Origin of the sequence: Paenibacillus sp. MBLB1832 (assembly GCF_032271945.1) — a bacterium.
Classification (GTDB): Bacteria; Bacillota; Bacilli; order Paenibacillales; family NBRC-103111; genus Paenibacillus_E; species Paenibacillus_E roseopurpureus.
In genome coordinates this window covers 31,951-57,217 of record NZ_CP130319.1, presented here as the reverse complement: position 1 = coordinate 57,217, position 25,267 = coordinate 31,951, and the positions used below count along the sequence as shown (strand labels likewise).

At 52.2% G+C, this 25,267-nt stretch carries 21 protein-coding genes and 1 riboswitch; all 21 genes read right to left on the bottom strand.

What is annotated here, in order from left to right; genetic code table 11:
- Positions 1-16 precede the first annotated feature (16 nt).
- The 21 genes from wecB to MJB10_RS00160 all read right to left on the bottom strand — a co-directional run bounded on the left by wecB (position 17) and on the right by MJB10_RS00160 (position 25,171).
- Positions 17-1,153, bottom strand: a complete 1,137-nt coding sequence (wecB, locus tag MJB10_RS00260) for a non-hydrolyzing UDP-N-acetylglucosamine 2-epimerase (RefSeq protein ID WP_314800370.1) — start codon at positions 1,151-1,153, stop codon at positions 17-19.
- A gap of 33 nt (positions 1,154-1,186) precedes the next feature.
- On the bottom strand, positions 1,187-1,816 hold the full coding sequence (upp, locus tag MJB10_RS00255) for a uracil phosphoribosyltransferase (RefSeq protein WP_314800368.1): 630 nt from the start codon (positions 1,814-1,816) through the stop codon (positions 1,187-1,189).
- Positions 1,817-1,981: 165 nt separating this feature from the next.
- Positions 1,982-5,134 carry a glycosyl hydrolase gene (locus tag MJB10_RS00250; RefSeq protein WP_314800366.1) on the bottom strand — a complete coding sequence of 1,051 codons (3,153 nt, stop codon included), beginning with the start codon at positions 5,132-5,134 and terminating at the stop codon, positions 1,982-1,984.
- 18 nt (positions 5,135-5,152) lie between these two features.
- Positions 5,153-6,757 (bottom strand): response regulator transcription factor, encoded by a 1,605-nt coding sequence (locus MJB10_RS00245; RefSeq protein ID WP_314800364.1) that lies wholly within the window; start codon positions 6,755-6,757, stop codon positions 5,153-5,155.
- Positions 6,754-8,538, bottom strand: a complete 1,785-nt coding sequence (locus tag MJB10_RS00240) for a cache domain-containing sensor histidine kinase (protein ID WP_314800362.1) — start codon at positions 8,536-8,538, stop codon at positions 6,754-6,756. The genes MJB10_RS00245 and MJB10_RS00240 overlap by 4 nt, the downstream gene beginning before the upstream one ends.
- Positions 8,539-8,617: 79 nt before the next feature.
- Positions 8,618-10,231 carry a type 2 periplasmic-binding domain-containing protein gene (locus MJB10_RS00235; protein ID WP_314800360.1) on the bottom strand — a complete coding sequence of 538 codons (1,614 nt, stop codon included), beginning with the start codon at positions 10,229-10,231 and terminating at the stop codon, positions 8,618-8,620.
- A 77-nt stretch (positions 10,232-10,308) separates the two neighbouring features.
- Entirely contained in the window at positions 10,309-11,181 is an 873-nt protein-coding gene (locus MJB10_RS00230) for a carbohydrate ABC transporter permease (RefSeq protein ID WP_314800358.1), read from the bottom strand.
- A 15-nt stretch (positions 11,182-11,196) separates the two neighbouring features.
- Positions 11,197-12,099, bottom strand: coding sequence for an ABC transporter permease (locus MJB10_RS00225; protein WP_314800357.1), 903 nt, complete (start codon positions 12,097-12,099; stop codon positions 11,197-11,199).
- A 144-nt stretch (positions 12,100-12,243) separates the two neighbouring features.
- Positions 12,244-13,953, bottom strand: coding sequence for a family 16 glycosylhydrolase (locus MJB10_RS00220; RefSeq protein ID WP_314800355.1), 1,710 nt, complete (start codon positions 13,951-13,953; stop codon positions 12,244-12,246).
- Complete coding sequence (locus MJB10_RS00215) at positions 13,950-14,969, bottom strand: glycoside hydrolase family protein (protein WP_314800354.1); 1,020 nt, start codon at positions 14,967-14,969, stop codon at positions 13,950-13,952. Before MJB10_RS00215 ends, MJB10_RS00220 begins: the two co-directional genes overlap by 4 nt.
- A 231-nt stretch (positions 14,970-15,200) precedes the next feature.
- Positions 15,201-16,451, bottom strand: a complete 1,251-nt coding sequence (gene glyA / locus MJB10_RS00210) for a serine hydroxymethyltransferase (protein ID WP_314800352.1) — start codon at positions 16,449-16,451, stop codon at positions 15,201-15,203.
- A 35-nt stretch (positions 16,452-16,486) separates the two neighbouring features.
- The gene (locus tag MJB10_RS00205) at positions 16,487-17,092 is read right to left on the bottom strand and encodes a TIGR01440 family protein (protein ID WP_314800350.1); all 606 of its coding nucleotides are present in this window, start codon (positions 17,090-17,092) and stop codon (positions 16,487-16,489) included.
- Between the two features lie 15 nt (positions 17,093-17,107).
- Positions 17,108-17,566 carry a ribose 5-phosphate isomerase B gene (rpiB, locus tag MJB10_RS00200; protein WP_314800348.1) on the bottom strand — a complete coding sequence of 153 codons (459 nt, stop codon included), beginning with the start codon at positions 17,564-17,566 and terminating at the stop codon, positions 17,108-17,110.
- Between the two features lie 104 nt (positions 17,567-17,670).
- Positions 17,671-17,751: riboswitch (ZMP/ZTP riboswitch) on the bottom strand.
- A gap of 94 nt (positions 17,752-17,845) precedes the next feature.
- Positions 17,846-18,421 (bottom strand): low molecular weight protein arginine phosphatase, encoded by a 576-nt coding sequence (locus tag MJB10_RS00195; protein WP_314800346.1) that lies wholly within the window; start codon positions 18,419-18,421, stop codon positions 17,846-17,848.
- A 49-nt stretch (positions 18,422-18,470) separates the two neighbouring features.
- Positions 18,471-19,031, bottom strand: a complete 561-nt coding sequence (locus tag MJB10_RS00190; RefSeq protein WP_314800345.1) for a manganese efflux pump MntP — start codon at positions 19,029-19,031, stop codon at positions 18,471-18,473.
- A gap of 103 nt (positions 19,032-19,134) precedes the next feature.
- A complete protein-coding gene (locus MJB10_RS00185; protein ID WP_397386560.1) occupies positions 19,135-20,214 on the bottom strand; it encodes an L-threonylcarbamoyladenylate synthase in 1,080 nt (359 codons plus the stop codon).
- Between the two features lie 40 nt (positions 20,215-20,254).
- Entirely contained in the window at positions 20,255-21,049 is a 795-nt protein-coding gene (gene spoIIR, locus MJB10_RS00180; RefSeq protein WP_314800341.1) for a stage II sporulation protein R, read from the bottom strand.
- Positions 21,050-21,263: 214 nt separating this feature from the next.
- Positions 21,264-22,154, bottom strand: a complete 891-nt coding sequence (gene prmC / locus MJB10_RS00175) for a peptide chain release factor N(5)-glutamine methyltransferase (protein WP_314800339.1) — start codon at positions 22,152-22,154, stop codon at positions 21,264-21,266.
- Positions 22,154-23,218 (bottom strand): peptide chain release factor 1, encoded by a 1,065-nt coding sequence (gene prfA / locus MJB10_RS00170; protein ID WP_314800337.1) that lies wholly within the window; start codon positions 23,216-23,218, stop codon positions 22,154-22,156. The genes prmC and prfA overlap by 1 nt, the downstream gene beginning before the upstream one ends.
- Before the next feature lie 33 nt (positions 23,219-23,251).
- On the bottom strand, positions 23,252-24,352 hold the full coding sequence (gene ychF, locus MJB10_RS00165) for a redox-regulated ATPase YchF (protein WP_314800335.1): 1,101 nt from the start codon (positions 24,350-24,352) through the stop codon (positions 23,252-23,254).
- Positions 24,353-24,430: 78 nt separating this feature from the next.
- Positions 24,431-25,171, bottom strand: a complete 741-nt coding sequence (locus MJB10_RS00160; RefSeq protein ID WP_314800333.1) for a PilZ domain-containing protein — start codon at positions 25,169-25,171, stop codon at positions 24,431-24,433.
- Between the last annotated feature and the right edge of the window lie 96 nt (positions 25,172-25,267).

The following is a 25,267-nucleotide window of genomic DNA, read 5'->3' as shown; positions in this document are numbered from 1 at the left end:
CATGATTTTGTCACGGTTAGAATGCTTCCGGGCGTTCGGAAGTCCTACCAAAATGGTGAAGAATCGCTTGAACAATCCGTTCGGACGCTTTGCCGTCTCCGTAAGGGTTCGCAGCTTGGCTCATTTTATTATACAGGGCAGCATCGGTTAAAAGAGCGCGAGCGCGCTCGTACACCACTTCTTCGTCCGTTCCGACGAGCTCTAATGTACCTGCTTGGATGCCCTCTGGACGCTCAGTCGTATCACGAAGAACGAGAACGGGTACGCCGAAGGAAGGCGCTTCTTCTTGTAAGCCGCCAGAGTCAGTTAGAATCATGTGTGCATGTGGGTAGAAGTTATGGAACTCGAACACATCGAACGGCTCAACCAACTTAATACGTGGGTGATCGCCGAGAATCTCGTGCGCAGGCTCTTTCACCGCAGGGCTCGGATGTACGGGATAAACGATCGCAATATCCTCGAACTCATCGGCAATGCGTTTCACCGCACGGAAAATTTGACGATGCGGCTCACCCTGCGCTTCACGGCGATGCGCTGTCATTAGGATCAACTTACGACCTGCTGCCCATTCCAGTACAGGATGATTGAACTCCTTTTGCACCGTGTATTTGAATACATCCGTCACCGTGTTACCCGTTACATAAATCTGGGACTCGGATTTGTTCTCTCTGCGCAGGTTATCTGCTGATTGCTGTGTTGGCGCGAAGTGGAGATCAGCCAGTACACCCGTTAATTGGCGGTTCATCTCTTCAGGATACGGGGACATTTTGTTCCACGTACGCAGTCCCGCTTCCACGTGACCGACTTGGATTTGCTGCATAAATGCGGCATAGCTAGCCAAGAACGTTGTCAACGTATCTCCATGGACGAGAATCAGGTCAGGCTTCGCCTCTTGGAACACAGGTTCCAAGCCTTGCAGGACACGCATCGTGATCTCATTCAATGTTTGACGATCCTTCATCACATTCAAGTCGTAGTTCGGTGTTATTTTAAAAATATCCAATACCTGGTCCAACATCTGGCGATGCTGTGCCGTTACGCAAACTAGCGATTCGATCTGCTCTGGATGCTTCTCCAATTCGAGAATAAGCGGAGCCATTTTGATCGCTTCCGGTCTTGTTCCGAAGATCGTAATTACTTTAAGACGTTTCATCGGTTTCTCTCCCTTTTTACTCGTATACTCGTATTAATCGGTGCCGTATAGACGATCTCCCGCATCCCCGAGGCCTGGCACGATGTAGCCGTGATCATTCAAATGCTCATCGACCGCAGCGACGTAAATGTCCACTTCAGGGTGTTCTTTTTGAACAGAGGCTACACCCTCTGGCGCCGCAATGAGGCACATCAGCTTAATGCGTGTGCAGCCTCTGCGTTTGAGCACCTCGATCGCCGCATTCGCAGAACCGCCTGTCGCCAGCATCGGATCGATGACGAGCAAGTCTCGCTCCAAGACATCCGTAGGCAGCTTCACATAGTATTCGACGGGTTGAAGTGTCTCGTGGTCGCGATAAAGACCCACGTGGCCGACTTTAGCCGCTGGCATCAACTTCAGCACGCCGTCAACCATGCCCAAGCCTGCGCGCAAAATCGGGATTAGGCCCAGCATTCTGCCCGAAATCACGTGGCAATCGGCTGTCGTTACCGGTGTTTTGACCTGCACGCGTTCTAGTGGCAGATCTCGTGTAATCTCGTAGACCATTAGGGTCGCAACTTCATCGACAAGCGCTCTGAAATCTTTCGTTGTCGTTTTCTCATCCCGAATATAAGTAAGTTTATGTTGGATAAGCGGATGATCACAAATATGTACTTTACCCATGAGTTCCTCCTAAATTAACCAATTAGGTCAGCAAACCTCGTCCATTATATCATATGTTATCCAACTTATCTGCTGTAGAACCAACAATTTGACGTCTTTTGACATCGGGGGAAAAGGCGAAAAAACCTCGCTGCCCCATCTATAGAATGGGATAGCGAGGTCAAGTTAGGCACGAACGAGCAACAACTGCAAGCCTATCAGCCCGAACCTGACAAAGCAATAGCGGTCGGTCCAAATCTGATCAGCGCCGGCGTCGACCCAGCCAATTTTGTCAGTGAAGCTGGTGGGACCGACAAAGGTCACTTCACCTTTCAGGTGGTGATGAGGGCCAAACGTATTGCGACCGCTCGTTCGCAGCTCAATCTGCAGCTCCAACTGGTCGTCAACAAGTTGATCCGTGAGGTCAAGCTGATTGTCACCCCACAGAACCAAGCGCGAGTCCGCGCTGTTCACCGCCAGCTTCATCGCTGGGCAGCGCATGGCTTCCCACTGCAGGATGAGTCTGCAGCCTTCCTCACGGAGGCTAGCCAATACATGCTCGGATAGCGTGATCGTCCTCACCGCCGTAATTCCGCCAGCGTAGAATGTCAGCCCCTGCTGCGTAATATCCGCCAAATCGATCTGCGCTGGTTGGGCTGTTAAAAGGAACGGGCCCTCGGTCCATAGCGCATCGCGCTCCGCAGGCTCCCAACCGCCGGTCGATGTGACAGCAAATGGGCCCAGCACGTACAAGCTCTCGATCTCCACATCGAAGGTGAGCTTATTACGGATCGGGGCGAGGTTCGCACCTCCCACACCGAAGAAGCGATACACCTCTTCACTGCATGTAAACGGCCCCGACATCCGAATATGATTGCGACCCGCCTGCACATAAGCGCCGATCGGGAGCATAGGAAAGCTGCGGTCGCCGCCATACCATTCATCCGCATCGCTCGCATGCACAGGCTGTCCGTTGACCGCCAACTGCCAGTGTTCTGGCCGTTCGATGGCGAGCCTCCATAGGGATCGATCGGTCCGAGCCAACAGCTTGGCATCCACATCGAACGTAAATTCAAGTTCGATCTGTACAGGACGCTGCTGAGCGATACATCGTTCTTGAATTTTTAGCACGTAAGTCGGCGCTGACCACTCACCGCCATCCAAGCGATACCTCGCGTAGTCTAAGGTCAGAACGTTAGGCGCAGAGAGTTCGTAATTCCACGATGCATTCAAATCTAGGGGGACGACTGAGAATGACTTCTCGGCGGGAGAAGCTACTGGGCAAGTCGTCTCCCTAAAAGCGCGTTCCGCCTGGCTATCATCATGCACAGCGAAAATCTTGGCGTCGCCTGGGGCAAGCCTTATCGAGGCAGACAGCGTACGTACATCAGCAACGGCTTCCACGCCATGGTCCAAATCAAGCTCGAACCACTTACGCTGGTCAGCCGCAGGAATGACGATGTCGATCTGTTCGGAGCTGCCCCCGTCGCCAGTATGCACGACATACAGGAGCGACATCCCTGGCAAGCGCCGCTCTTGCACATAGAGCTGGCGCAACGCTGCTGGCGATGTCCCCTCCGCCAGCGTCCAATCCTTGCGCGCCTCAATGTGCGCGCCTATCCGCCCCGCGCTGGCTGCCGTCACAACGCCAGCGCCGCTGAACCAGGCAGCGAGCTCCTCGCTCAGCTGCCCTTCTATATACGTCGGTGCTTCGCCAACGACGATCACGCGACCCCCAGCTGCTGCGAATGCCTGCAGCAGCGCGAAGGTCGATCCCTCCATCGTCAGCAGATCGCTGACGATGACGGTGTCATATTGCTGCTGGCCGACGTGCAGCAAGCCGCCTGACGCGCTGACGTGCGCCCGCATGAGCGCTTCGTCCCCGTAGTCGAAATCACGCTGAAGCGCCAGCAATTCGCCCGCAAGTTCGTCCATGCGAGCTTGCATAAGCTCGACGTCTTCCTTGCTTTGCCGAAGCCACGCTGTGCGAATTGGGTGCAGCACAAGGATCCCCGGAGCTGCTTTACCGAGGGTCAATAGATAAGTAAGCCTAGCGAAGTAGTCGTTAAACGCCGCGTACATGTCCCACCACGGCTGCTGCACATACAGCGATGGCGGGTAATCCCGCTTGCGCACCCCGCGAATCGAATAGGATTGCAGATGCGGGCACAGGCGGTTCACGCCGAGCACGAACTGCCACTGTGCGATGCGTTTCATCTCGCGAAAGCTCAAGTTCCAGCCGCAGCAGCCGAACGTTTCGGTGATGACGAACGGCTTGCCGAGCTGCCGCGCCACCGATGCCGCTTGCTTCGGCAGGATAACGCTGCGCAGCGTCCGCCCCAGCATATCGATGCCCGGCATATGCATGTGCTCATACAGCGGCATAACGCCAGCTGTATATTGCAACTGCTCCATGAGGGTGTCCTCCCCCATGAAATGGCCCGTCAGCTGCCAACCGCGCGCCTCGCACCAATCCGCAACAAGCCGTACGTTATGCTGGAATCGCTCGCTGACCAGACGCCAGTAGCGATAGCGAGCGAGATAAGCGGCCTCCGTGGCAGCTTCATCGCCTTGGGCTGCATCCGTGAGCAGCCAGCCGATAGCACTTGAAACCGACTCGCCGTATCGGTCGGCGTAAGCCTGAGCGAAATCGTCCGACCACGGTACGCCAGAGAACTTCAATTCATCGGTGAAAATGCCAGGAATCCCGCCCTTTTCCCCGAAACGATCGCCTAATCGGCGAAAGTACACTTCGTGACAGGCTTGCAGGAAGGCGGTCATCGCTTTTTCAGCAAGTACATCAATATAGTAAGGATTCACGCGGCACATCACCGCAAGTCCGACACACCAATCCCCTTGCACGGGATCAGCCACGAGCCACTGCTGCTCGTGCTCCCCGCGAACAAGGACAAACATAAATTCTGGATCCCGCTTTATCCCATCCAGCTGCCCGCTCCCATCAGAGCGGTTGATCCAGATGCCTTCGAGCGATTTCTGCTGATAGGCAGCTCCCAAAGCAGGCACTACCCCATTCGCGGTTCCGCTGGGCCACCCGTTCTCATCGTAGCACCACGCTTCCAGCCCGTGCTCTTTTGCGGCTTCCGCGGATATTTCTACCGCATCGAGGAAATCGTCCCCCATATACGGCGTAAGCAGCCCTTGACGCGTATGCATGAAGAAGCCGCCCAAGCCGGCTCGCTTCATTTCACCAATTTGCCTGAGCAGCTCATCGGGCTCCAGCTTATCGTTCCAGGACCAGAAGGGCGTACTTCTGTACGCCGCAGGCGGATTCGCAAAAGTGTCTAGCTCGAAGCGCTCCTGATTGATTGTCCGATACATCTGAAAATCGCTCCCTCGTCAATCCCTCCAACTGGTAGCGACGAACTTCTGTGGAGAGGTTCCGGTTATTTTTTTGAATAGGGTACAAAAGTATTTCTCATTATGAACGCCGACGGCTTCCGCCAGCTCTAAATTTGAATAATCGCGTTTTCGCAGCAGCTCAATGGCACGCTCGATCCTGCGTTTGGACACATAGTCGGTGAAGTTGATCCCCAGCTCTTTCTTGAACAGCTCGCTCACATAGGACGGATTCAAATGAATATGCTCCGCCACGACGCCGAGGGAGATGGATTCCTTCAGATGATCCTCGACATACCGCATCGCTTTCACCATCTCTGCGCGCAGACCGCTGCCTTCCGCTTCCACAAGGGTGTGCAACCGCTCCCACTCGATTCGCAGCCGCTCGACAAGCTGATGCAGATGGATGCATTCGGCGTACGCAGACTTTGCCGCGACATCCGTCTGCCCGCCAGTCAGCATCCGCTGCCGAAGCCGTGCGCTCCAGCCCTCGATATAGCTAACTAAGCGGATCGGGGAGACACGATAGGTATGCAACCCTTGCAATAGCGGTGTCAGTGCTTCGCCGTTCGACTTCCCGCTCATTCGTTCGAGCGTCAGCTCGAAGCGCTCCGTCAGCTCGCGCCAATCAGCCTCCATGTAGCTGATGCGCCGATTTGGCGTAATGACCGTGCCAAAGCTAGCGTAGAAGGCGTCCGTAAGGGCCGCTTTCGCCTCTTCATAGGCGGCCGCTGCTTGGCTCCACCCGCTATACCTTCGGCTAACGCCTACCGATACGGATATGCGCAAATAAGTTTTAATGGCATCGCGCACGTTCTCCCCAAGCTCGTAGCAGATACGATCGAACGATTGTTCGCTGCCCGCGGGAATCGTGGCGAAGGCTACGATTACACTACGCTGAAGCTCGCAAGCGAAGCAGCTTCCTCGGCTTTGCAGCACTTCTTCAATGATGTTCAGCATGCCATATTTCAGCGTGTTGCGGTCTGCAGGCGAATACTCCGCGCAGAAGACATCGTAGTTATCGAAGCGCACGGCAAAGCAGCCATACTGCCGCGGCTGAAAGCCGGGCACTAGCTCGGCGCTGCGGCGCTCCATTACGGCCTCCGACACATCGCCGCGCAGCAGTTCCTCGAGCAGATGCTTACGCAGTCGGTAGGAATTCTCTTTCACCGAGCCGCTTAGACTCTGCAAGCGCCGCTCCTTCTCCTCGCGAGCAATCACATTGTCGCGCGCTTTGGATAATGCGATGCGTACATCCTCCTCGCGCAGCGGCACTTTGACCAAATATTCGAAGACACCCATCGCAATCGCTTGTTTGGCATAAGCAAAATCGGAGTAGGCACTCAAGATGATAACCTCGACGCCAGGCAGGCGTTCCCGAAGCTGGCGAATAAGCTCAATCCCGTCCATGCCTGGCATGACGATATCGGTGAGAATCAAATCAGGCCTTAATTCGACAGCCATCTCTAACGCTTCCGCGCCAGAATAGGCCTGACCAATCAGGCGGAAAGGCAGCTTCAGATCGGCCCACCGCCCGAAATAGGCTTGTAACCGCTGAACCATCGGCGGTTCATCATCCACAATGAGGCAGGTTACTTCTCTCATACCGCCTTCCCCCTTTCTTGATCCTCCATCAACATCCCGACGATATCATCTGGGAATGTCAGTGTTACACATGTTCCACGACCAGGTTCACTCCATACGCTTAGCCCGTAGGGCTCGCCGTAATTCAGCCGAATGCGCTGGTGAATGTTGTATAAGCCGATGCGCTTGCGTTGATCGAACGTCTTCTCCACGGGGTTGGCCAGCAGCAGATCCACGGTCTTCTCCGGTGTCATCCCAATGCCTTCGTCCTCCACCCCAATAACGAGATGGCCCTCACGGCGAATGGCCGATAATCGGATCGCGCCTGCTTTGCGCCCACCAGCATACCCGTGAAAAATACTGTTCTCCACGATCGGCTGCAAAGCCATGCGCAGCACGGGCAGCTGCAGTGTCTCAGGATCGATGTCCTCGATCAGCTTGAATTCACAATCATAGCGAATCTGCTGAATATATAAGTAATCCTTCACATTGCGAAGCTCCTGCTCCAAGCTGACACGGTCGGAGAAATCCGTAATTCCGTATTCCAGAATCGAAATCAGCGAAGCAATGATGTTATCTACCTCGTGATAGCGGCCGAATGCTACCACATTGGAGATCGAACCCAGCGTATTATATAGAAAATGCGGATTAATTTGGGACTGGAGCACCTGAATCTCCAGTTCTTTCTTCTTGCGTTCGCCAAGGTTCACATGCTCAATCAAGGTGCGAATTTGGCGCAGCATCTCGTCGAATGTTTCAGCCAGCTTGCCGAACTCATCACGGCGATTGCTCGACACGACCACGTTCAAATCCCCGTGGCGCACTTGGCTTATTTTGCGGATCAAATAATAAACCGGTACGCGAATCATGCGGGCCACGAAGGCTGCCGTCATGACACTCAGCAAGAAACCGAGCAGAAGCAGACTGACGAAGAAGGTTTCCATTCGCTGTAACGATTTCTGCAAGTCGGAGCCATCATAGAGTGAAAACACAATCCACTTCGTGCGTGAATTGATGCTTTTCATCATCGTCACGACGGTCCCATTGATGCGTTCTTCGATCACATCGTCCTTATCTTCGACCAACGATCGGCCATCCCGCTCCCCGAAGCGCAGACGATGGTCGCTGACACTGAACAGTTGGCTGCCCGCAGGCTCCAGAATGACACGCCCTTCTTGGTCCATAATCCCCAATTGCAGTGCGTTGCTGCCTCCGCCAACTCGTTGTAACCGCTCCTGCAGCTCCGTCAAATTTAAGTCAACCGCTACCGCCATGGGCTCGCCTGCGATCGTTATTGCCTTCGTGAAGGTCACCGTCCAGCCCGAGAAGAAATTCGTATAAGGCTCGCTGACCATCACGGCGCCATAGGCATTGCTATACGCCATCCGATACAGCGGACCACGGTCTTCTCGGGTATCATTGATCACCTTGGTGACGGGATTGCCGCCCAAGATGGATAAATCCTTGCGGATCATATACACATCAGTCAGCATGACCGAGTTCTCCTGGTACACATTCTCAAGCGCAGCCTGTGCAGCAGTCAGATCATTGCGCCACGAATTGGCCGAGGAGGAGAGTTGGGCGAGCGTATTTTGAACAAGCAGGAAGTACAGGTCGATATATTCTTCTTCCTTATGCAGCAACTGCGTTGCTTGGTTGAGTTGACTCGCTGTAATCTCTTTTTTGATATACCGATAGGAGAGACCGCTTAGAATCGCCTCTGAGCAGAGTACGAACACCAGACAGACCAGAAACAGCCGAAACGATATGTTGTGAAACCATTTCTTGATCCAGTCTCTCATGTGTGTCCTCCTCTGTGGCGCTCTTCGCCTAGAAATGTGGAAAAAGAGGAGGCGTCTCCCCTTATTCCGACCCTTATTCTTATTTTAAAACACCGTCGCCCTGCAGCTGCTTCGTATAATTCGCAATCGCATCGTTCAGCTTGAATTTGTCCTGCATCGTCTTCACGTACGTATCCCAATTGGATAACGGCTCTTTCCCTGTTACGAATTTGAGCATCATTTCATTCGCGTATTTCAGACGATCTTGTGCCATCGGATCACTAGGATCATCGAAGACGCGTGGGTTCACGTTGTTCTCTTTCAGATAGCTCGTATTAATTTTCTGATTCGCATTTGTCACGTCTGGATTCTTGAAGTCGAAGTACACGCCGTCCGTCGCTTTGCGAACAAAAGCATAGTTATAGCGCCACTCCACTTCTTTCTCGTTGTAGGTCGCTTTATCAATCAGCTTCGATACGCCATTGGTTAGGGTAAAGGTTTTATCCTTGAGGCCATAAGCTAAGTACGGATACGCATCCTTGTTCGTGTACAAGTATTGGATGAACTGCATCGCGCGCGCCGCTTTGCCTGCATCTTTCAACGCTTCCTTGGAAAGACCGATCAGCGATTGCTGGAACGGCTTCACATCGAGAATTTGGTCACCGTAAGGACCCTTCGGAGGTGCAATTTGCTTCCACTCTGGCACACTGCCGCCAGCATCCTGCATTTTCTTCGTTTCGGCAGGCTCCGCACGGCGCCAATCTTCGATCATAATGCCGACTTTGCCTTGGTACATCTTATTATCACGTTTGAGTCCATCATCAATGGTCACCCAGTCAGGGTCGACGACCTTCGCATCAATCATCTCTTTAATGAATTGCAGCGCTTCTTTCGTTTTCGCATCCGTGTTGTAGATCACAACCTTGCCGTCCTTAACATCGACGAAGTTCGGCTGCACGCCGAACATCCAGAAAATTTGCTGGAAGCCTTGCGCACCACTTGTGCTGTACCCTAGGGAGCCGTCTTTCGGCAGCATTGCGACGAAGCCATAGGTATCATTTTTACCGTTGCCATCAGGATCGTTAAAAGTGAACGCTTTCATTACAGCGAGCAATTCCTGCGGATTCGTCGGGACGGAGAGGTTTAGCTTTTTCAACCACGTGTTGTTAATCCACCAGCCATTTACACCGCCAACCGCCTCGGAGGCAGGCAGACCGATTGTTTTACCTTTATATTTCATCGGTTCCAGACGGGAAGGGTCAAAGGCCTTCGTAAGCTCTGGGAACTGCTTCAACAAATCATCGAGATCAGCCATTAAGCCTTGATCATAATACTTAATCGCAGAGGCGCGATCAGGGAAGGAAATAATGTCAGGAATCTGATTGGAGGAGATGAGCAGGTTGATTTTATCCTTCCAGTTCTCACCGCCCATGATCATGTCGAGATCGATGTTATTGTCTTTCTCGATCATTTGACGGATCGGATCCTGCTCTCTCGCCGGCATTGGCGTTGTTAGACGATAGCCGACGGTGTTATAGAAGCTAATCTTGTACTTCTTGTCCGCTTCCTGCGGCTTGACCGAAGCCTGACTGGACGTCGTCGCGGCCGAACTTGGCGCTGCCGTATTCTCCGCTTTGCTGCACCCCGCAGCCATGACGCCTAGCAGAACTGTCATACTTACCAACGCACTAGCTTTCGCGTGATTCTTTCTCATCGTGAACCTCTCCCTTTAGTCTATTATACATGCTATATCAAGAGTTGCCTCTAGATAACGTTGATTTTGGCCGTTGGTTAGCCTTTTACAGAGCCAAGCAGCACACCTCGGGTAAAATGCTTCTGAATAAACGGATACACAACCAGAATGGGCAGTGTCGTAACGGCTACGGAAGCCATCTGAACGGAAATCGGGTTCACGGCGTTTGCTGCTTCGGCGGCATCCCCGCTAATCGCAACGGCGGCGAGCAGGATTTGTCTCAGGAATAGCTGGACAGGCTGATTCTCGGGTGTATTGATGTAAAGCAGGGCATCAAAGTAGCTGTTCCAATGCCACACGGCGTAGAAGAGGCCGATCGTCGCAATAATGGGCACGGACAGCGGCAGCACAATCCGCACGAGGATCGAGATCTCGCCCGCTCCGTCCATGCGTGCTGCCTCATCAATCGCTTCGGGCAGCTGCTCGAAGAAGCTTTTGACAATCATGAGGTAGAACGCATTGATCAGGCCTGGAATGATCAGCGACCATTCGGAGTTGAGCAGCCCTATATTTTTGACAAGCAAATAGCTTGGAATAATCCCGCCGTTGAACAACATCGTGAACACGATGAAAAGCAGCAGCCCGCTTCGGCCAGGCAATGATTTCCGAGAGAGCGGCAGTGCGGTAATCACCGTGAATATGAGATTGAGTACCGTCCCAACGACAACTCGGAAAAGGGTAACCTGATACGCGTCGAGCAATCTGCCGCCCTGCATAATCTCACGGTAAGCTGTTAGCGTCGTGTGTGTCGGAATGAGTACCAGACCATCCTTCTTGATGTATTCGGAAATCGGCGTCAAGGACACGCTAATGACATAGAGAAACGGTAAAATGCAGGAAGCAGCAAGCAGGGTAAGCAGGACATAATTGATGCTTTGGGCGATCCGATCGCCTGCGTTGTAATGGCGCATGTTGACTTCCTCCCCCTACCAGATTTGTCCGTCGAATTTTTTGGCAACTCGATTCGCACCAAGGACAAGTACGAAGCCGATCACCGATTTGAACAGCCCGACGGCGGTAGCGAGGCCGATGCGGCCCTCTTGTAAACCGACGCGATACACCCACGTCTCAATGACGTCGGCCTTCTCCTGATTAAGCGGATTGAGCATGATAAAAATCTGGTCAAAACCAACATCCAATATCGCGCTAAGCCGCAGCACCAGCATGAGGATGATAACGTTGCGGATGCCCGGCAGTGTGATGTGCCATAGTTGTCTGGACCGGTTCGCTCCATCCATTGTCGCCGCCTCGTATAAGCTCGGATCAATCCCCGTTAGTGCCGCCAGATAAATGATGGCTCCCCAGCCGATGGATTGCCAAATGTCGGTGGTTACGATGATGGTTCGGATGAGGCTGGACTCGGTAAGGAACGACATGCGATCCATGTGGAAGGACGTCAGCAATTGGTTAACAAGTCCCGTGCCTGGTGCCAGGAAAGCGACTAGCAAGCCGTAAATAATGACCCACGATAGGAAATGCGGGAGATACGATAACGTCTGGATCGTTCGCTTGAACCCCGTTGAGGTGACAGCATTGAGCATTAAGGCGAGAATAATCGGTGCTGGGAAAGAGAAGATCAGCTTGTAGAATGAGATCAGGATCGTGTTTCCGATAATTTGCTTCACATACACGCCATCGAAAAACAACTGAAAGTTCTGCCAGCCGACCCATGGGCTTTCCCAAAGTCCTTGCAGGACGTTGTAATTCTTGAACGCCGCAGCGATGTAAACCATCGGCACATATTTAAATACCGCGAAGTACAGCATGCCTGGAATCAACAGGGCGTACATGACGCCATATCGTCGCAGCAGGTTCATCGTTCGGTGCATGAGCTGCCTCTCCTCTCTGTTTGTTTATAGTTTTTATTGTAGCGTCTTGGCAGGCGCGATCCTTTTCATATCTTTGGCAGATGGTCTAAAATCTTCGGAAATGATAAGAGCCGCCCCAGTTGAGAGACGGCTTTCTTTTAATTATTAATTTTTGACGAGTGTAATGTAATCGTAGGCTAGGTTATAGGTGCTGGCGGATGCATTCTTGCCGGTTACGGTGAATCGGAACGTCTGGTTGCCTGCGGTACTGATCGTCACTGTGCCTAAATTAGACTCCGCATACCCCGAAGCTGCGGCATACTGGTCGACTGTAGAGCCTAGATTGGTGCCGTTCACTGCGAGCTGATAAATCCCTTTATTCAACGCTTTGCGATTGCCCACGTACACCGTATACGTCCCTGTCTGCGGCACATTCACCGTGTACTGCACATAATCATCTACGCCGTTGCCGTTCAAATTATTGAACGATCCTCCGCTAGCAGGTGCATCTGCGTAATTCGTTTGCGAGTCTCCTGCTGAGGTGGTCACGGGCAGTGACTCTGCTTCATACACCGTCGTGGCTGACACCTCGCTAAAATTCACATCATCTACGAGCATCCATTGTGTAGAAGTGGCATTGGATGTAAAAGCAATCGTTGCCTGGCCATTGGTCACGGGGATGTTGTTCAGCGTGATCTGCGTCCACGTGCTGGTTGTGGGAACAGTGATGTTCATCTCCGCTCCGCCATAGTTGAGCACACGCATTAACGCTTGCGACTGGCCGCCAGAGCTCTTCACCCACGCACTGAGTTGATACGTCCCATTGGCGATGCCGTTCAAATTCTGCTTCGTTGTCACAAGGTAATTGCTCGCCTTCGCGTGCTTTAAGGAGCGCATTCCCGTATGTGCATCCGTGGTCGTCATGAAGCTGGCATCCTTGTCATACGTCTCAATCCAGCTCGGCGTATCTTGATCGGTGTAGCCCTTGGATGTGTCCTTTACCGTGAACTCCATCTGCGGATTGCCTAGCAAATTCGCTGCCGGATAGCTCTTAGCGTAAAAACGGAAGTAATCGAACTCACTTTCACCAGGCAGTTTACTATAGTCGGAGACCGCCGAATAGCCTAGGGCCGTCAACCAAAAATTCGCAGGTGCAAACGGCTGCGGCGTTGTCGTGGTATTAATCGTATTGACGAGCGTGCCGTCGAGATAAAATTTAATGGCCGTCGGCGTCCACTCATACCCGTACACATGCCATGCGTCTGGAGTTACGCTTACGTTTTGCCGCGGTGAACTGTAGCCTGGAATATACGTGATCGTCCCCGTGTCGTAAAAATTGCTCCCAGAGTTATGCTCGAAGCCGTCGATCTCCGTTGCTTGGTTGTAAAAAGGCAGATTCCCCGCGGCAATTTCGGCGGTTAAGCCCGTAATATTGTTCGCGGCGATATGATTGCTGAGTCCCATGCTCCAGAAAGATGAATGCAGCCCTGTCGTTGCGTTAAATAGTCTCGCCTTCGTCTCGTAGTAGCCATAGCCAAACAACTTCTTCGAAACGATACCGCCGCAGGTGTTGTACCACGTACCATTAATCAGCTCACGCTTGAAATCGATGTGCAGGGAACCGCCTGATTCACGCACGTTTTCTTTACGATTGTAGCCTTGGGAATAAGGGCCCGCATCGCGGTACATCCAGTCCGCCTCATTCACAGCAGTATCATTAAATTCGTCAGCATAATAAAGCGTATACCCTGCTGGAGCAGCCGCTGAGGCCTGTTGAACAGGCGCTAGCATCGAGAGGGTCGTTGCCGTGGCCAACAAGCAGACAGATAATACCGTGCGAAGCGGACGAAACCATTTCGGTAACACATTCATCATGAATCTCCTCCTAATGGAATTTGGATGTTGTACGTTCGGCTTCCCTCCTGTTCAAGCACGGCGCACAGCAGAACAGCGGGCTTCCCGCTCTCGTCGAACCATAGCTGAGGGCGTTCCAATCTTGCGACCGCTTGCGGGGCCTGATGGGCCCAATGAATCTGCAAATCGAAGGCCAATGCATACTGTGATGGTCGCCATGTTACTCCGTCAGGTGATTCAAATAGTGCCACGGAACCTCGTTCTGATTGCGTAAAATAACCTTGAAAATCCTTCATCAGCGCATAATAGCCATCCCCTTGACACCATACGTAAGGGTCCTCCACCGCCCAATCATGGGTTGGATTCGACACAGTTGGGTAGGGCTGCTTACAGAAGGGCCCCAACGGTTGGTCGGCAAAGGCCACGCCTGCGTTAACCGCCCCGCCCTTTGGCGGAGGGCCCTCGGCTACCCCTTTGTACATCATCAAAATGCGACCGTCGGCAGTCTCAGAAACCGTGGGATTGCTAGTCACCAGCCCATCCCACGCTCCTGGGGAAACATCAAGCACAGGTGATGCCCCGCGTGTCCATGGACCCCCTGGATGATCAGCTACCGCAACACCGATTCTCTGATTATTGCGATACGCCCACCATGTTGCCTCATCCACGGCACCATCCAAGTCGGAGATATCCGGACCATGGGTCCCCATGTAATACAAGTAATAACGATTCGCATAGCGTAAAATTGCCGGATTGTGCGCCACATCCCCATCCCAACTTGCTGCGCCGTCCCTGCAGGTCCACACTGTGTCCACATGGTGGAATGGACCCAACGGATTGTCGGCCACCGCATAGGCGATTTCGGAATGCGTGACCCAAGCATCAAAACCAGCCTGCTCCGGCCAACGCGAATAAAACAAGTAATACCTCCCCTCTGCATCCTTCGTCATCGACCCGCACCACACATGCCAACCTTCCAAATCAAACTTCGCCTGAGCCGGCACCGGCCGAAGCATCTCCCGAAAATTCATGCGCACCTTCACCTCTCCTGATCCTGTAAGGAATTACTTACGTACACCATCAGTGTAAGTGGATCGCTGCCCGGAATGGTTTCATTTCTTCGTAAGATGGTTTGAAGTTTTGGGGGATGTGGTGTGGGTATCCACGTTCCGTCTGGAACGGGTATTCAACAAATGGGATCGGGAGTGGTGGCGCTTAACCCCACAAAAAAAGACCAGCTCCTAAGAGCTGGCCTCCATAATATGCGATTAGTACGTCAAACCTTCGTAGAGCGGGAATTGTGCAGTCAGATCGGACACCATGCCACGAGCTTTCGCAAGCGTAGCTTCGTCTTTCGGGTTTTTGAGCGTCAGCGCGATCACTTTCGCGATCGTTCTCATTGCTTCTTCGTCCATACCGCGGGAAGTTACCGCTGGTGTACCCAAGCGGATACCGCTTGTGATGAACGGGCTTGTTGGGTCGAAAGGAATCGCGTTTTTGTTCGCAGTGATTCCGATTTCGTCCAGCACGTGCTCGGCATCTTTACCTGTGATGTTCAGGTTACGCAGGTCAACGAGCATCAAGTGGTTGTCCGTACCGCCAGACACAAGGTTGATGCCTTCTGCCGTAAGAGCCGTTGCCAAAGCTTGCGCGTTGTTGATTACATTTTGACCGTATACTTTAAAATCAGGTTGTAACGCTTCGCCGAAAGAGACAGCTTTCGCTGCAATGGTATGCATCAAAGGTCCGCCTTGGGAACCAGGGAATACCGCTTTATCAATCGCTGCTGCCCATGCTTTGCGAGTTAAGATCATACCGCCGCGAGGACCGCGAAGTGTTTTGTGCGTCGTTGTTGTTACGAAATGTGCGTGTGGCACTGGGTTCGGATGCAAGCCAGCAGCAACAAGACCAGCGATATGCGCCATATCAACGAAGAACAAAGCGCCTACATCGTTTGCGATGGATGCCAATGCTTCGAAATCAATCGTACGTGGGTACGCACTTGCACCAGCAACCAACATACGAGGCTTATGTTTGAAAGCCGCTTTACGAACATCGTCGTAGTCGATGCGGAAATCTTTCTCGCTTACACCGTAAGCTACGAAGTTGTAGAGAATACCGGAAGCATTAACCGGGCTGCCATGTGTCAAATGACCACCGTGAGCAAGGTTCATACCAAGAACCGTATCACCAGGGTTTAGCGCTGCCAAGTAAACCGCCATGTTCGCTTGCGCACCTGAATGCGGTTGAACGTTCGCGTGCTCAGCACCGAAAAGCTCTTTCGCGCGGTCACGAGCGATATCTTCTACGATATCAACGTACTCACAGCCGCCGTAGTATCTTTTACCTGGGTAACCTTCTGCGTACTTGTTCGTTAACACCGTGCCCATCGCTTCAAGAACGGCTTGGCTTACGATGTTCTCGGATGCGATCAATTCAATTTTGTCGCGTTGACGGCCTAGCTCAAGGTTCATCGCTTCTACGATTTTCGGGTCTTGCTTGCTCAAAAAGTTTGTCATCTGGATTTCCTCCTAAAATATCATCTCTAAACTGCTTAGCAATCTGCACCGGGTGCAGCTTGTTGATAACGTTGATCAGCCTCCGCCGCTGTATAAACGGCTCTCGTACCGCCAATCAGTTTCGGCCGGGCATACGCCATGGTTACATACGCCTGACCAATATGGCGATTCGGCGGCCGTACAGGTACGGCTACTTTGCGCAGGTGCATCCCGATCAGCGTGGAGCCGATATCGATGCCAGCATGCGCCTGAATGCTCTCCACCATAACAGGCTTCGCCATATGCCTGTAGGCATACGACGCCATCGCCCCTCCTGCCTTCGGCACAGGGATGACAGAGACAGGCTCCAGCTGCGGCGCCAGTGCCAGCAACGCTTCTTCCACCACGAGCGCGCGATTCAGATGCTCACAGCATTGATACGCCGCATGCAAGCCGAATTCGTCGCAGATGCGGCGAACCGTCTCAAAGATCGGCTTCGCCGCATCCAGCGTGCCGGATGTCCCGATCCGCTGCCCGACAATTTCACTCGTGCTCGTACCAATCACAAGGATATTGCCAGGCTGCAGACCGCCAGCCGCAACCAACTCGCGCAAATTCGCTTCCAACGATTGAGCTATAGATTCAAATAGAGAATCGGTCATTGTGTGCCCTCTCTTCTAGGGGTGTACAGTGAAACGATCTTCGATGCTTTGCACTTTATTCAGGCGGTTCTTGTGGCGAACCCCTTCGGAGAACTCCGTCTCCAACCAGATCTTGACGATCTCTTCGGCCACGCCAGGACCTACAACACGCTCGCCCATCGCTAGCACGTTCGTGTCATTATGCTCACGCGTCGCTTTCGCAGAGAACAGATCGTGAACGAGTGCGCAGCGAATACCTGGCACTTTATTCGCGGCGATCGACATGCCGATGCCTGTTCCACAAAGCAGAATGCCTTTATCTGCTTCACCGGAAACGACCTTTTGACATACTTCAAGGGCATAATCGGGATAATCGACAGAATCTCCACAATTACAACCAAAATCCATCACTTGATGACCTAATGACTCAATAAAAGGAATGATAACATCTTTCAAACGGTAGCCTGCGTGATCTGCGCCTAATGCAATTTTCATAACGGGAACGCTCCTTTATGCTTGTTCGAATTCGACCATCCTATTATATCCCAAAGCTCACCAAAAACGAAAAAAAGAGCGCACACGCTAGAATAAGCGCGTTGCTCTTTTGCCCAGGCGACCGGCCGTATAGCTCAATGCTCCATTGTGGTTAATCCCACTCGTCGCCAGTTACATTGAGTCCTGCTTGTTACTTGTATTTTACCGCATTCTCCGCGATGTGTAAAGATCCATTCAACTAGACAGTCAACCCATCGCCTTAGATACATAACCTCGCTGCTACTCTTGAATTTTTTTCACCAATTTATCTAAACTGCGGTTAATTTCCTCGGCTGTATCGCGATAATCCGCCAACGATCCGCCATAGGGATCCGAAATATCATAATCGGGCATCGCATTTTCTAGCATATGCAAGCGGCTTCTTTCTTCCGCGGAGATCGTTTGGGAAAGTGCCTGTTTGAGCTGGATATCCGCGAGCAGCTGCTCCCGCTCCTCAATTGCCCCCAGAATACGAGCATCATCCTCCACATATTCCTTCAACGTATACGTTTTCTCCACTGCATAAGGGAATCGACCAATGACCGAGCGCTTATGCCCCGTTGTCATCGTCAGGATCAGATCGGCCCATTTCACATCCGCTTCCCCAATCGCTAAGGAGCTAATCGACTCGGTAAAGCCCGCTTCGTGAAGAAGCTGCTGGCTGTTCCGCGAGATCGGCCCTCCCGTCATCGCAGAAACCCCTGCTGAACGAACCTCCGCCGCAAGCCCCTCTTCATGCACTCTCATACGCAGCAAACCTTCAGCTAACGGACTGCGGCACGTATTACCTGTACAGACAAATAGAATTCGCAACATGAAATCCTCCCACTTCTCAAATCTCAAATCATCTCTCCAAAACATTGTATCATAGTAAAAACTTGATCCCAAATGCCAAAAGAATCAGCCCGCCGAACGCCTCGCCGTATTCTCCGACCCAGCCGCTAACCCGCCTGCCGAGCATCAGCCCTGCAATCGACATCAAGCCGCCAAAGAGACCAAAAACGAGCACCGTCAGTACAATATCCGTAGCGAACATCCCTAGTGAAACGCCTACCGAAAACGAATCTATACTCACACTGAGAGCAAAAATAATAAGCCCCCATAGCGTTCGATGATCGAATACCGTCGCTTCCTCACCCCGTACCGAGCTATACACCATATGCGCGCCAAGTAAAATGAGCAGACAACCCCCAGCAGCCGTAGCGACATTGCCAAGCAGCAGGGACACATATTGCCCCATGAACATGCCCATCAGCGGCATCAACACGTGAAAGATCCCGATAACAATGCTGATTTTCAAAATATCAAGCAAGCGAATGCCCTTCATCCCTATGCCGATTCCTAACGAAAAAGCATCCAGGCCCAAAGCAATCGCCATGATGCCGATCGTCATCAGTTGCCCAATTTGTACCCCAGATGCAAGCATAGCATGATCCCCCTTGTCCACGATTCTTTCTCAAGATATGCGGACAAACTGGGAATCATGCTATAAGACAATTTAGCACATGAAACTTCGAAAATCTTACATTTTAAACACGTATCTGTTCATGGCCTGCGGCTTTCAATAATCGATTCATAATGGCTTGACCGATACCCGTCGCTGGAACACCTTCTGCTGCGATGTAGCTAATGCCCCGTTCATCAAAGGTCCGCAAAGCCGCATACAGCTCCCGAGCAATCGTATCCGGCTGCGCTAACGAGCCGCAAGCGAGGATAAGATCAGCGCGATACCAATTTACTCTTTCTTCAAAAGTAAGCACGCCCGTCGACTCGCCCCTAGCTTTGGCGGCATCGATATCAGCTTGAATCCGAGCGGCTACCGCCTGCTCATCCTCGCCTTGCACGATGTACATCGTACCCTTCGGGGCGTAATGCGTATACTTCATGCCAGGCGCGCGCGGTGTTTGCGAGGCTTCAACCTCTGTAGGCTCCGACGTATGAATGCATATGTCTGGCAAAATAACCTGCATCTGCTCAGCCGTCACGCCGCCCGGCCGCAGCACGAACAACTCGCCGTCCACGAACTGAACCACCGTCGATTCAACGCCAACCCCTGTGGCGCCGCCATCGACGATACCGCCTATGCGGCCGTCCAAATCGTCGCGAACGTGCGACGCCAAGGTCGGACTTGGCCGGCCCGAGCTATTCGCGCTTGGTGCAGCAATGGGCAAGTTCACTTCTCGCAGCAGCTGTAACGCCACAGGATGATCAGGAATCCGAATCCCGACCGTGTTCAGCCCAGCTGTCACCAAAGGCGAAAGGCTGCCTGCTAAGACAGGCAGCACAATCGTCAGCGGCCCTGGCCAGAACGCCGCCATCAGCTTCTGATGGTCGGGCGTGATACAGTCCGCCTGGACGAGACTCGCAAGTTGTTCGGTACCCGCGATATGCACGATGAGCGGGTTGTCCGAGGGTCTTCCTTTTGCCGTAAAAATATGTTCCACGGCCTTCGTATTCGTCGCATCCGCGCCTAGCCCGTACACCGTTTCGGTCGGAAACGCTACGGTTTCTCCCTGCTGCAGAAGCTGGGCTGCTTGCGCGATTTGCTGCGCGATGGCGGTCTCCCCACCTAGTTTCACGTTCCAGTACGTAGTCACGATCACTCTCATCCTTACTTCGGTCATAAGTTAGCTGCGTGTTCTCTCGTCCCTAGCTAAACCACGAAAAAATCGCCTTAAACATTTCCCAAATGAAAAATTTCACTTTTGGTTTCGCTGGTTCGTCGGAAGGATCTGCTGCTGCTGCTTCTACCTCTGATTTATCCGTGGAAGCGGAAGCTACTTTGTCCTTAGCAGCTGTTTCGTTTTTCTTCTTCACAGACGGCGTTTCGCTCGCCTTGCCCTTCGTTTCCTTTGTCGACTTGTCCTTAACCGGCTTCTCTTTGCCGTTCTCGTCTGTTGTTTTGGCTACAACAGCAGCGGAAGCAACCGCTTCACCCGATACGGAATCGACGAAGCATAAAGGCGGGAACAACACGCACCACCAGTTCTGACCTTCGCCCGAACCGATGACGACGCGCAATGCTTCGTAATCGCCTGCGGGGTAGACGTCGTTTCCATACATTTTGGTAGGAAAAGGAACAATCCCTAGTTCAACCGTATGCGAATAGGTAAAGCCACGAGCCGCGATCATGTCGCCGACCAGTACATTAAACTCAGGCAAATGCGACTTCACAACCGCCCTTGCCTCATCTAACGTATGTGGACCTACAACCCATTCCTGCATACGCGCAATAATGGCATCGCGAATCTCGCGTTTTAAAGCTTGGTCCTGCGCAGAATCCGAATTCGCTAGAATACGCAAACGAATCGATTCCTCAGGTATCGTAGGCGAAATCACCGCCGCGTTCGTCCGATTCGATTCCCAACACATCATCATAAGAATAAGTGCAAAAACAATGAATAATAAACTTTTCGTTGAGTGGCGCTCGGTTCTCTTTACCATGGAGAGTAGCCCCTTTCCCGTCCTTCGTCTACTAGCCAGTATGGTCAGATTTGGGCGGGGCTAAACCTATGAATCTATGATTTTATTTCAAAATGATAGAGTTGGTAGAGCAGCTAGTGCTAGTGCATTAGCTGCTTATGGTGACTGAGCAGGCCATCTACTGCAGATGCATTAGCGAGAACACGGGAAGCCCTTGCCGATAGCGGAGAATCGGCTACTCGGAAGAGCGGATCGCGATCACATGGCGATCGATTCCCTGGAGATCCTGCACGAAGCGGATCTCTGTCCATTCCGCGGCGGCGCGCAGCATCGCCGCAACAGCTTCCGCCTGCCCGATGCCCACCTCAAACCCGACCACGGTCGGGATTCGCGGCAACCGGTGCAGCTGCTGGACCATACGGCGGTACAGGTCGAGTCCCTCGACACCGCCGAACAGAGCGGTGTGCGGCTCAAACAGCCGCACCTCGGGCATCAGTGCCGGCAGGTCGCCGTCCGGGATATATGGTGGATTCGACACCAATATGTCCGGCGCGAGCCCGCGCTCGATATAAGGCTCGAGGAGGTCGCCCTCGAGCCAAGTGATGCGCGCAGCCACGCCGTGGCGCTGCGCGTTCTTGCGAGCCATCTCCAGCGCTGCCGCGGAGATGTCGCTGGCCGCTACGCGCCACGCAGGGCGCGCGTGCGCGATGCTCACCGGGATCGCTCCGCTCCCGGTGCCCACATCCGCAAGCAGCGGAGCGCCTTGCGGGAACAGACGCGAGCCCTCGTGGAGCAGCGCCTCCACGAGCAGCTCGGTCTCCGGCCGCGGGATCAGCACGGCCGGCCCCACCGCAAACGGAAGGCCGAAGAAATCCTGCTCACCGGTGATGTACTGCACCGGCTCGCCCGCGGCCTTCCTCGCAACCAGCTGGTCCCACGCGGGCACCAGCTCTTCGGGCAGCTGTTCCTGCCACCAGCGGAACAGCAGCTCGGTTCTCGTGCAGCCGCCTAGCAGGTGCTGCAGCAACAGTTCCGTGCAAGACGAGGCCTCTGCGACGCCTTGCTCCGTTAAAAAAGAAGAAGCCTTCACAAAGGCTTCTCTCACACTCATGCTCACAGTCGTCATTACATCGCCTCTAGGGCATCGGATTGTGCAGCAATCGTTAACGCTGACACAATTTCCGCCATATCGCCGTTGAGCACTGTCTCCAAACGGTGCAACGTCAAGCCGATACGGTGGTCGGTAATCCGGCTTTGCGGAAAGTTGTACGTACGAATACGCTCTGAACGGTCACCCGTTCCGACTTTGCTTTTACGCTCGCCGGCATATTTCGCTTCTTCTTCTTCACGCATTTTATCTGAAATACGCGCACGCAATACACGAAGCGCTTGTTCTTTATTCGAGTTTTGGGATTTCCCATCCTGACACGTCGCCACGATACCCGTCGGTACGTGAGTTACCCGTACAGCGGATTTCGTTGTATTAACGGATTGACCACCCGCTCCACTGGAACAGAACGTATCAACGCGAATATCGGCATCGTGAATGACGATTTCCACATCTTCCGCTTCTGGCATAACAACAACCGTTGATGTGGAAGTATGAATACGTCCACCTGATTCTGTTACTGGAATACGTTGCACACGGTGAGCACCGCTCTCAAATTTGAGCTTGCTGTAAGCACCTTTGCCCGTAATCATGAAAATAATCTCTTTAAATCCGCCCAAATCGTTCACGGATGCATCGAGAATTTCCGTTCTCCATCCTTGACTGTCGGCATAGCGTGTGTACATCCGATACAGATCACCTGCGAACAGGGCAGCCTCATCGCCGCCTGCCGCACCGCGAATTTCGACGATGACGTTCTTATCATCATTCGGATCTTTCGGCATCATCAAGATGCGAAGGTGCTCTTCCAGCTTAGCTGACTGCTCGGTCAGCTCCTCGATCTCCATTTTGACCATTTCACGCATCTCGTCGTCCAGCTTCTCATTCTGCATCGCTTTCGCATCTGCCAGCTGTTCGCTCACGCTTTTATATTCATTGTAAGCATCGTAAGCTTCCTGAAGATCGGATTGCTCTTTCGAATACTCTCTTAATTTCTTCGTATCACTCGTTACATCAGGGTCACACAAGAGTTCGCTCAATTTCTCATAGCGGTCTACAATGGACTGAAGTCGATCCAACATAGGGGATCACTCCTTTCTTATTTTTTCATAAAATTAAACATTGAAACGGAAATGCATAACGTCCCCGTCATTCACCACATACTCTTTACCTTCAAGGCGCACTTGGCCTTTCTCTTTCGCACCTGCCATCGATCCTGCAGCCGCCAAATCGGTATAAGACACAACTTCCGCCCGAATAAATCCACGTTCAAAATCCGTATGAATCACGCCAGCCGCCTGCGGAGCTTTCGTCCCTTTACGAATCGTCCATGCACGAACTTCTTGCACACCCGCTGTGAAATACGTGTACAACCCAAGCTTGCGGTAAGCCGCTTTAATCAATCTATTCAAGCCAGACTCTTGAAGTCCCAGCTCTTCCAGGAACATCGCTTTTTCTTCATCTTCCAATTCAGCGATCTCGGATTCAACCTTCGCAGAGATGGAAACAACTTCGTTGTTTTCACTTTCAGCAAAAGTCTTCACTATTTTAACGTATGCATTATCATCTGCTGTTGAAACTTCGTCTTCACTCACGTTTGCCGCATAGAGAACTGGCTTCATCGTCAACAAATGAAGATCGCGAACCAATAGCTTCTCATCATCGCTCAAATCCAAGCTGCGTGCTGGCTTATCATTATATAAGGCTTCTTTGATGCGTTCTAGACACTCTACTTCAGCTACAACTTTCTTGTCGCCGCCTTTGAGGTTTTTGCGTGAACGCTCGATCTTCTTCTCGACCGACTCAATATCTGCCAAAATCAATTCAAGATTAATCGTCTCGATGTCGCCAATCGGATCGACTTTCCCAGAAACGTGCGTAATATTATCATCCTCAAAACAACGTACAACATGCACGATCGCATCGACTTCACGAATGTGTGCCAGAAACTTATTGCCCAGGCCTTCGCCTTTGCTCGCACCTTTCACCAAACCCGCAATGTCAACGAATTCGAACGCTGTCGGTACGATGCTCTTCGGCACTACGATTTCTACCAGCTTCTGCAATCTCTCGTCTGGTACTTCTACTACCCCAACATTCGGATCGATCGTACAGAACGGATAATTCGCAGATTCTGCCCCCGCCTGTGTAATTGCATTAAACAATGTCGATTTTCCTACGTTCGGTAGACCGACGATACCTGCTTTCAAAGCCATTGTCGTTACAACTCCTTAATTTTCGAAAATCATCCTTCTTATTATATAGTAACTGAGGGGCAAAAAAAAGCCTGCAAGCTAGGGATTGGCCGCAGACTTTTTTTCCATTGCTTTTTTGAACTCGTCGTCCCGCTTCTGTTCGAAGTACGTTTCGATCTGATTTCGAAGAATAAAGCCGCGCAGCGCATTGCTTTGTTCCGCAGGGACACTTTCAAAGCTGGCGCCGTAATAGAAGCTGTTCTCCAGCTTTTCTTTCCGTATAATTTCCAGTTGGCATGGCAATTCAAAACCCAGATCGAGCGTCACTTGAAGCTGTGACTTCTTATGGATAATCGCATCCACCATGGCATTATCCTCGATTGTAAAACCGAGACCATTCATAGATATATTTTTGATCGCAAAATCGATTGGATTCTCAAAGACATTCTGTTTCTTTTGATGGCTGTTCTGAATACTGGAAATCAGCCCTGGTTGATTGACCGTGACCCGGGGAAACTCCCGTTTCTCTGAAAACCTCTTCCGATTCTCGGGAGGATTAATCACAATGAGGGAACCTGGTTCTTTCGCAACAACGGTTGTCTCTAGCACGAATAAACCAGATTTGGTGTACAGCGTCACTTTCGCTTTATCCCCCAACTGATACACATCATACTCGGGCAGCTCAATCTCCATGATGTCCCCTTGGGCATAGGTAAGAATACCTGTTGAAACGAAGTCATCCTTGCTCAGTACGGCCCGACTTTCGATCATCACGTCCGCGTCATATCCTTCTTTACTCCCATATCTTTTTAAACTTGATTGCCTCATGGCCATGCTCATCAGCACCTCTCCCTCTAATAATGGATTATAAGACGCCCTCGCGCACAAAAATAGACTGCCCCACTTGCCCAGTGGAACAGCCTACTACCTCAATCA

What these genes read in the sequence shown, in the direction of transcription:
- MJB10_RS00240 (WP_314800362.1), bottom strand. Translation starts at nt 8,538, where the DNA reads ATGAGAGACTGGATCAAGAAATGGTTTCACAACATATCGTTTCGGCTG.
- MJB10_RS00195 (WP_314800346.1), bottom strand. Translation starts at nt 18,421, where the DNA reads ATGTTGCGAATTCTATTTGTCTGTACAGGTAATACGTGCCGCAGTCCG.
- MJB10_RS00160 (WP_314800333.1), bottom strand. Translation starts at nt 25,171, where the DNA reads ATGAGCATGGCCATGAGGCAATCAAGTTTAAAAAGATATGGGAGTAAA.
- MJB10_RS00220 (WP_314800355.1), bottom strand. Translation starts at nt 13,953, where the DNA reads ATGATGAATGTGTTACCGAAATGGTTTCGTCCGCTTCGCACGGTATTA.
- spoIIR (WP_314800341.1), bottom strand. Translation starts at nt 21,049, where the DNA reads ATGGTAAAGAGAACCGAGCGCCACTCAACGAAAAGTTTATTATTCATT.
- MJB10_RS00190 (WP_314800345.1), bottom strand. Translation starts at nt 19,031, where the DNA reads ATGCTTGCATCTGGGGTACAAATTGGGCAACTGATGACGATCGGCATC.
- wecB (WP_314800370.1), bottom strand. Translation starts at nt 1,153, where the DNA reads ATGAAACGTCTTAAAGTAATTACGATCTTCGGAACAAGACCGGAAGCG.
- prfA (WP_314800337.1), bottom strand. Translation starts at nt 23,218, where the DNA reads ATGTTGGATCGACTTCAGTCCATTGTAGACCGCTATGAGAAATTGAGC.
- MJB10_RS00235 (WP_314800360.1), bottom strand. Translation starts at nt 10,231, where the DNA reads ATGAGAAAGAATCACGCGAAAGCTAGTGCGTTGGTAAGTATGACAGTT.
- MJB10_RS00225 (WP_314800357.1), bottom strand. Translation starts at nt 12,099, where the DNA reads ATGCACCGAACGATGAACCTGCTGCGACGATATGGCGTCATGTACGCC.
- ychF (WP_314800335.1), bottom strand. Translation starts at nt 24,352, where the DNA reads ATGGCTTTGAAAGCAGGTATCGTCGGTCTACCGAACGTAGGAAAATCG.
- MJB10_RS00185 (WP_397386560.1), bottom strand. Translation starts at nt 20,214, where the DNA reads ATGAGAGTGATCGTGACTACGTACTGGAACGTGAAACTAGGTGGGGAG.
- upp (WP_314800368.1), bottom strand. Translation starts at nt 1,816, where the DNA reads ATGGGTAAAGTACATATTTGTGATCATCCGCTTATCCAACATAAACTT.
- MJB10_RS00245 (WP_314800364.1), bottom strand. Translation starts at nt 6,757, where the DNA reads ATGAGAGAAGTAACCTGCCTCATTGTGGATGATGAACCGCCGATGGTT.
- glyA (WP_314800352.1), bottom strand. Translation starts at nt 16,451, where the DNA reads ATGACAAACTTTTTGAGCAAGCAAGACCCGAAAATCGTAGAAGCGATG.
- MJB10_RS00250 (WP_314800366.1), bottom strand. Translation starts at nt 5,134, where the DNA reads ATGTATCGGACAATCAATCAGGAGCGCTTCGAGCTAGACACTTTTGCG.
- prmC (WP_314800339.1), bottom strand. Translation starts at nt 22,154, where the DNA reads ATGACGACTGTGAGCATGAGTGTGAGAGAAGCCTTTGTGAAGGCTTCT.
- rpiB (WP_314800348.1), bottom strand. Translation starts at nt 17,566, where the DNA reads ATGAAAATTGCATTAGGCGCAGATCACGCAGGCTACCGTTTGAAAGAT.
- MJB10_RS00230 (WP_314800358.1), bottom strand. Translation starts at nt 11,181, where the DNA reads ATGCGCCATTACAACGCAGGCGATCGGATCGCCCAAAGCATCAATTAT.
- MJB10_RS00205 (WP_314800350.1), bottom strand. Translation starts at nt 17,092, where the DNA reads ATGACCGATTCTCTATTTGAATCTATAGCTCAATCGTTGGAAGCGAAT.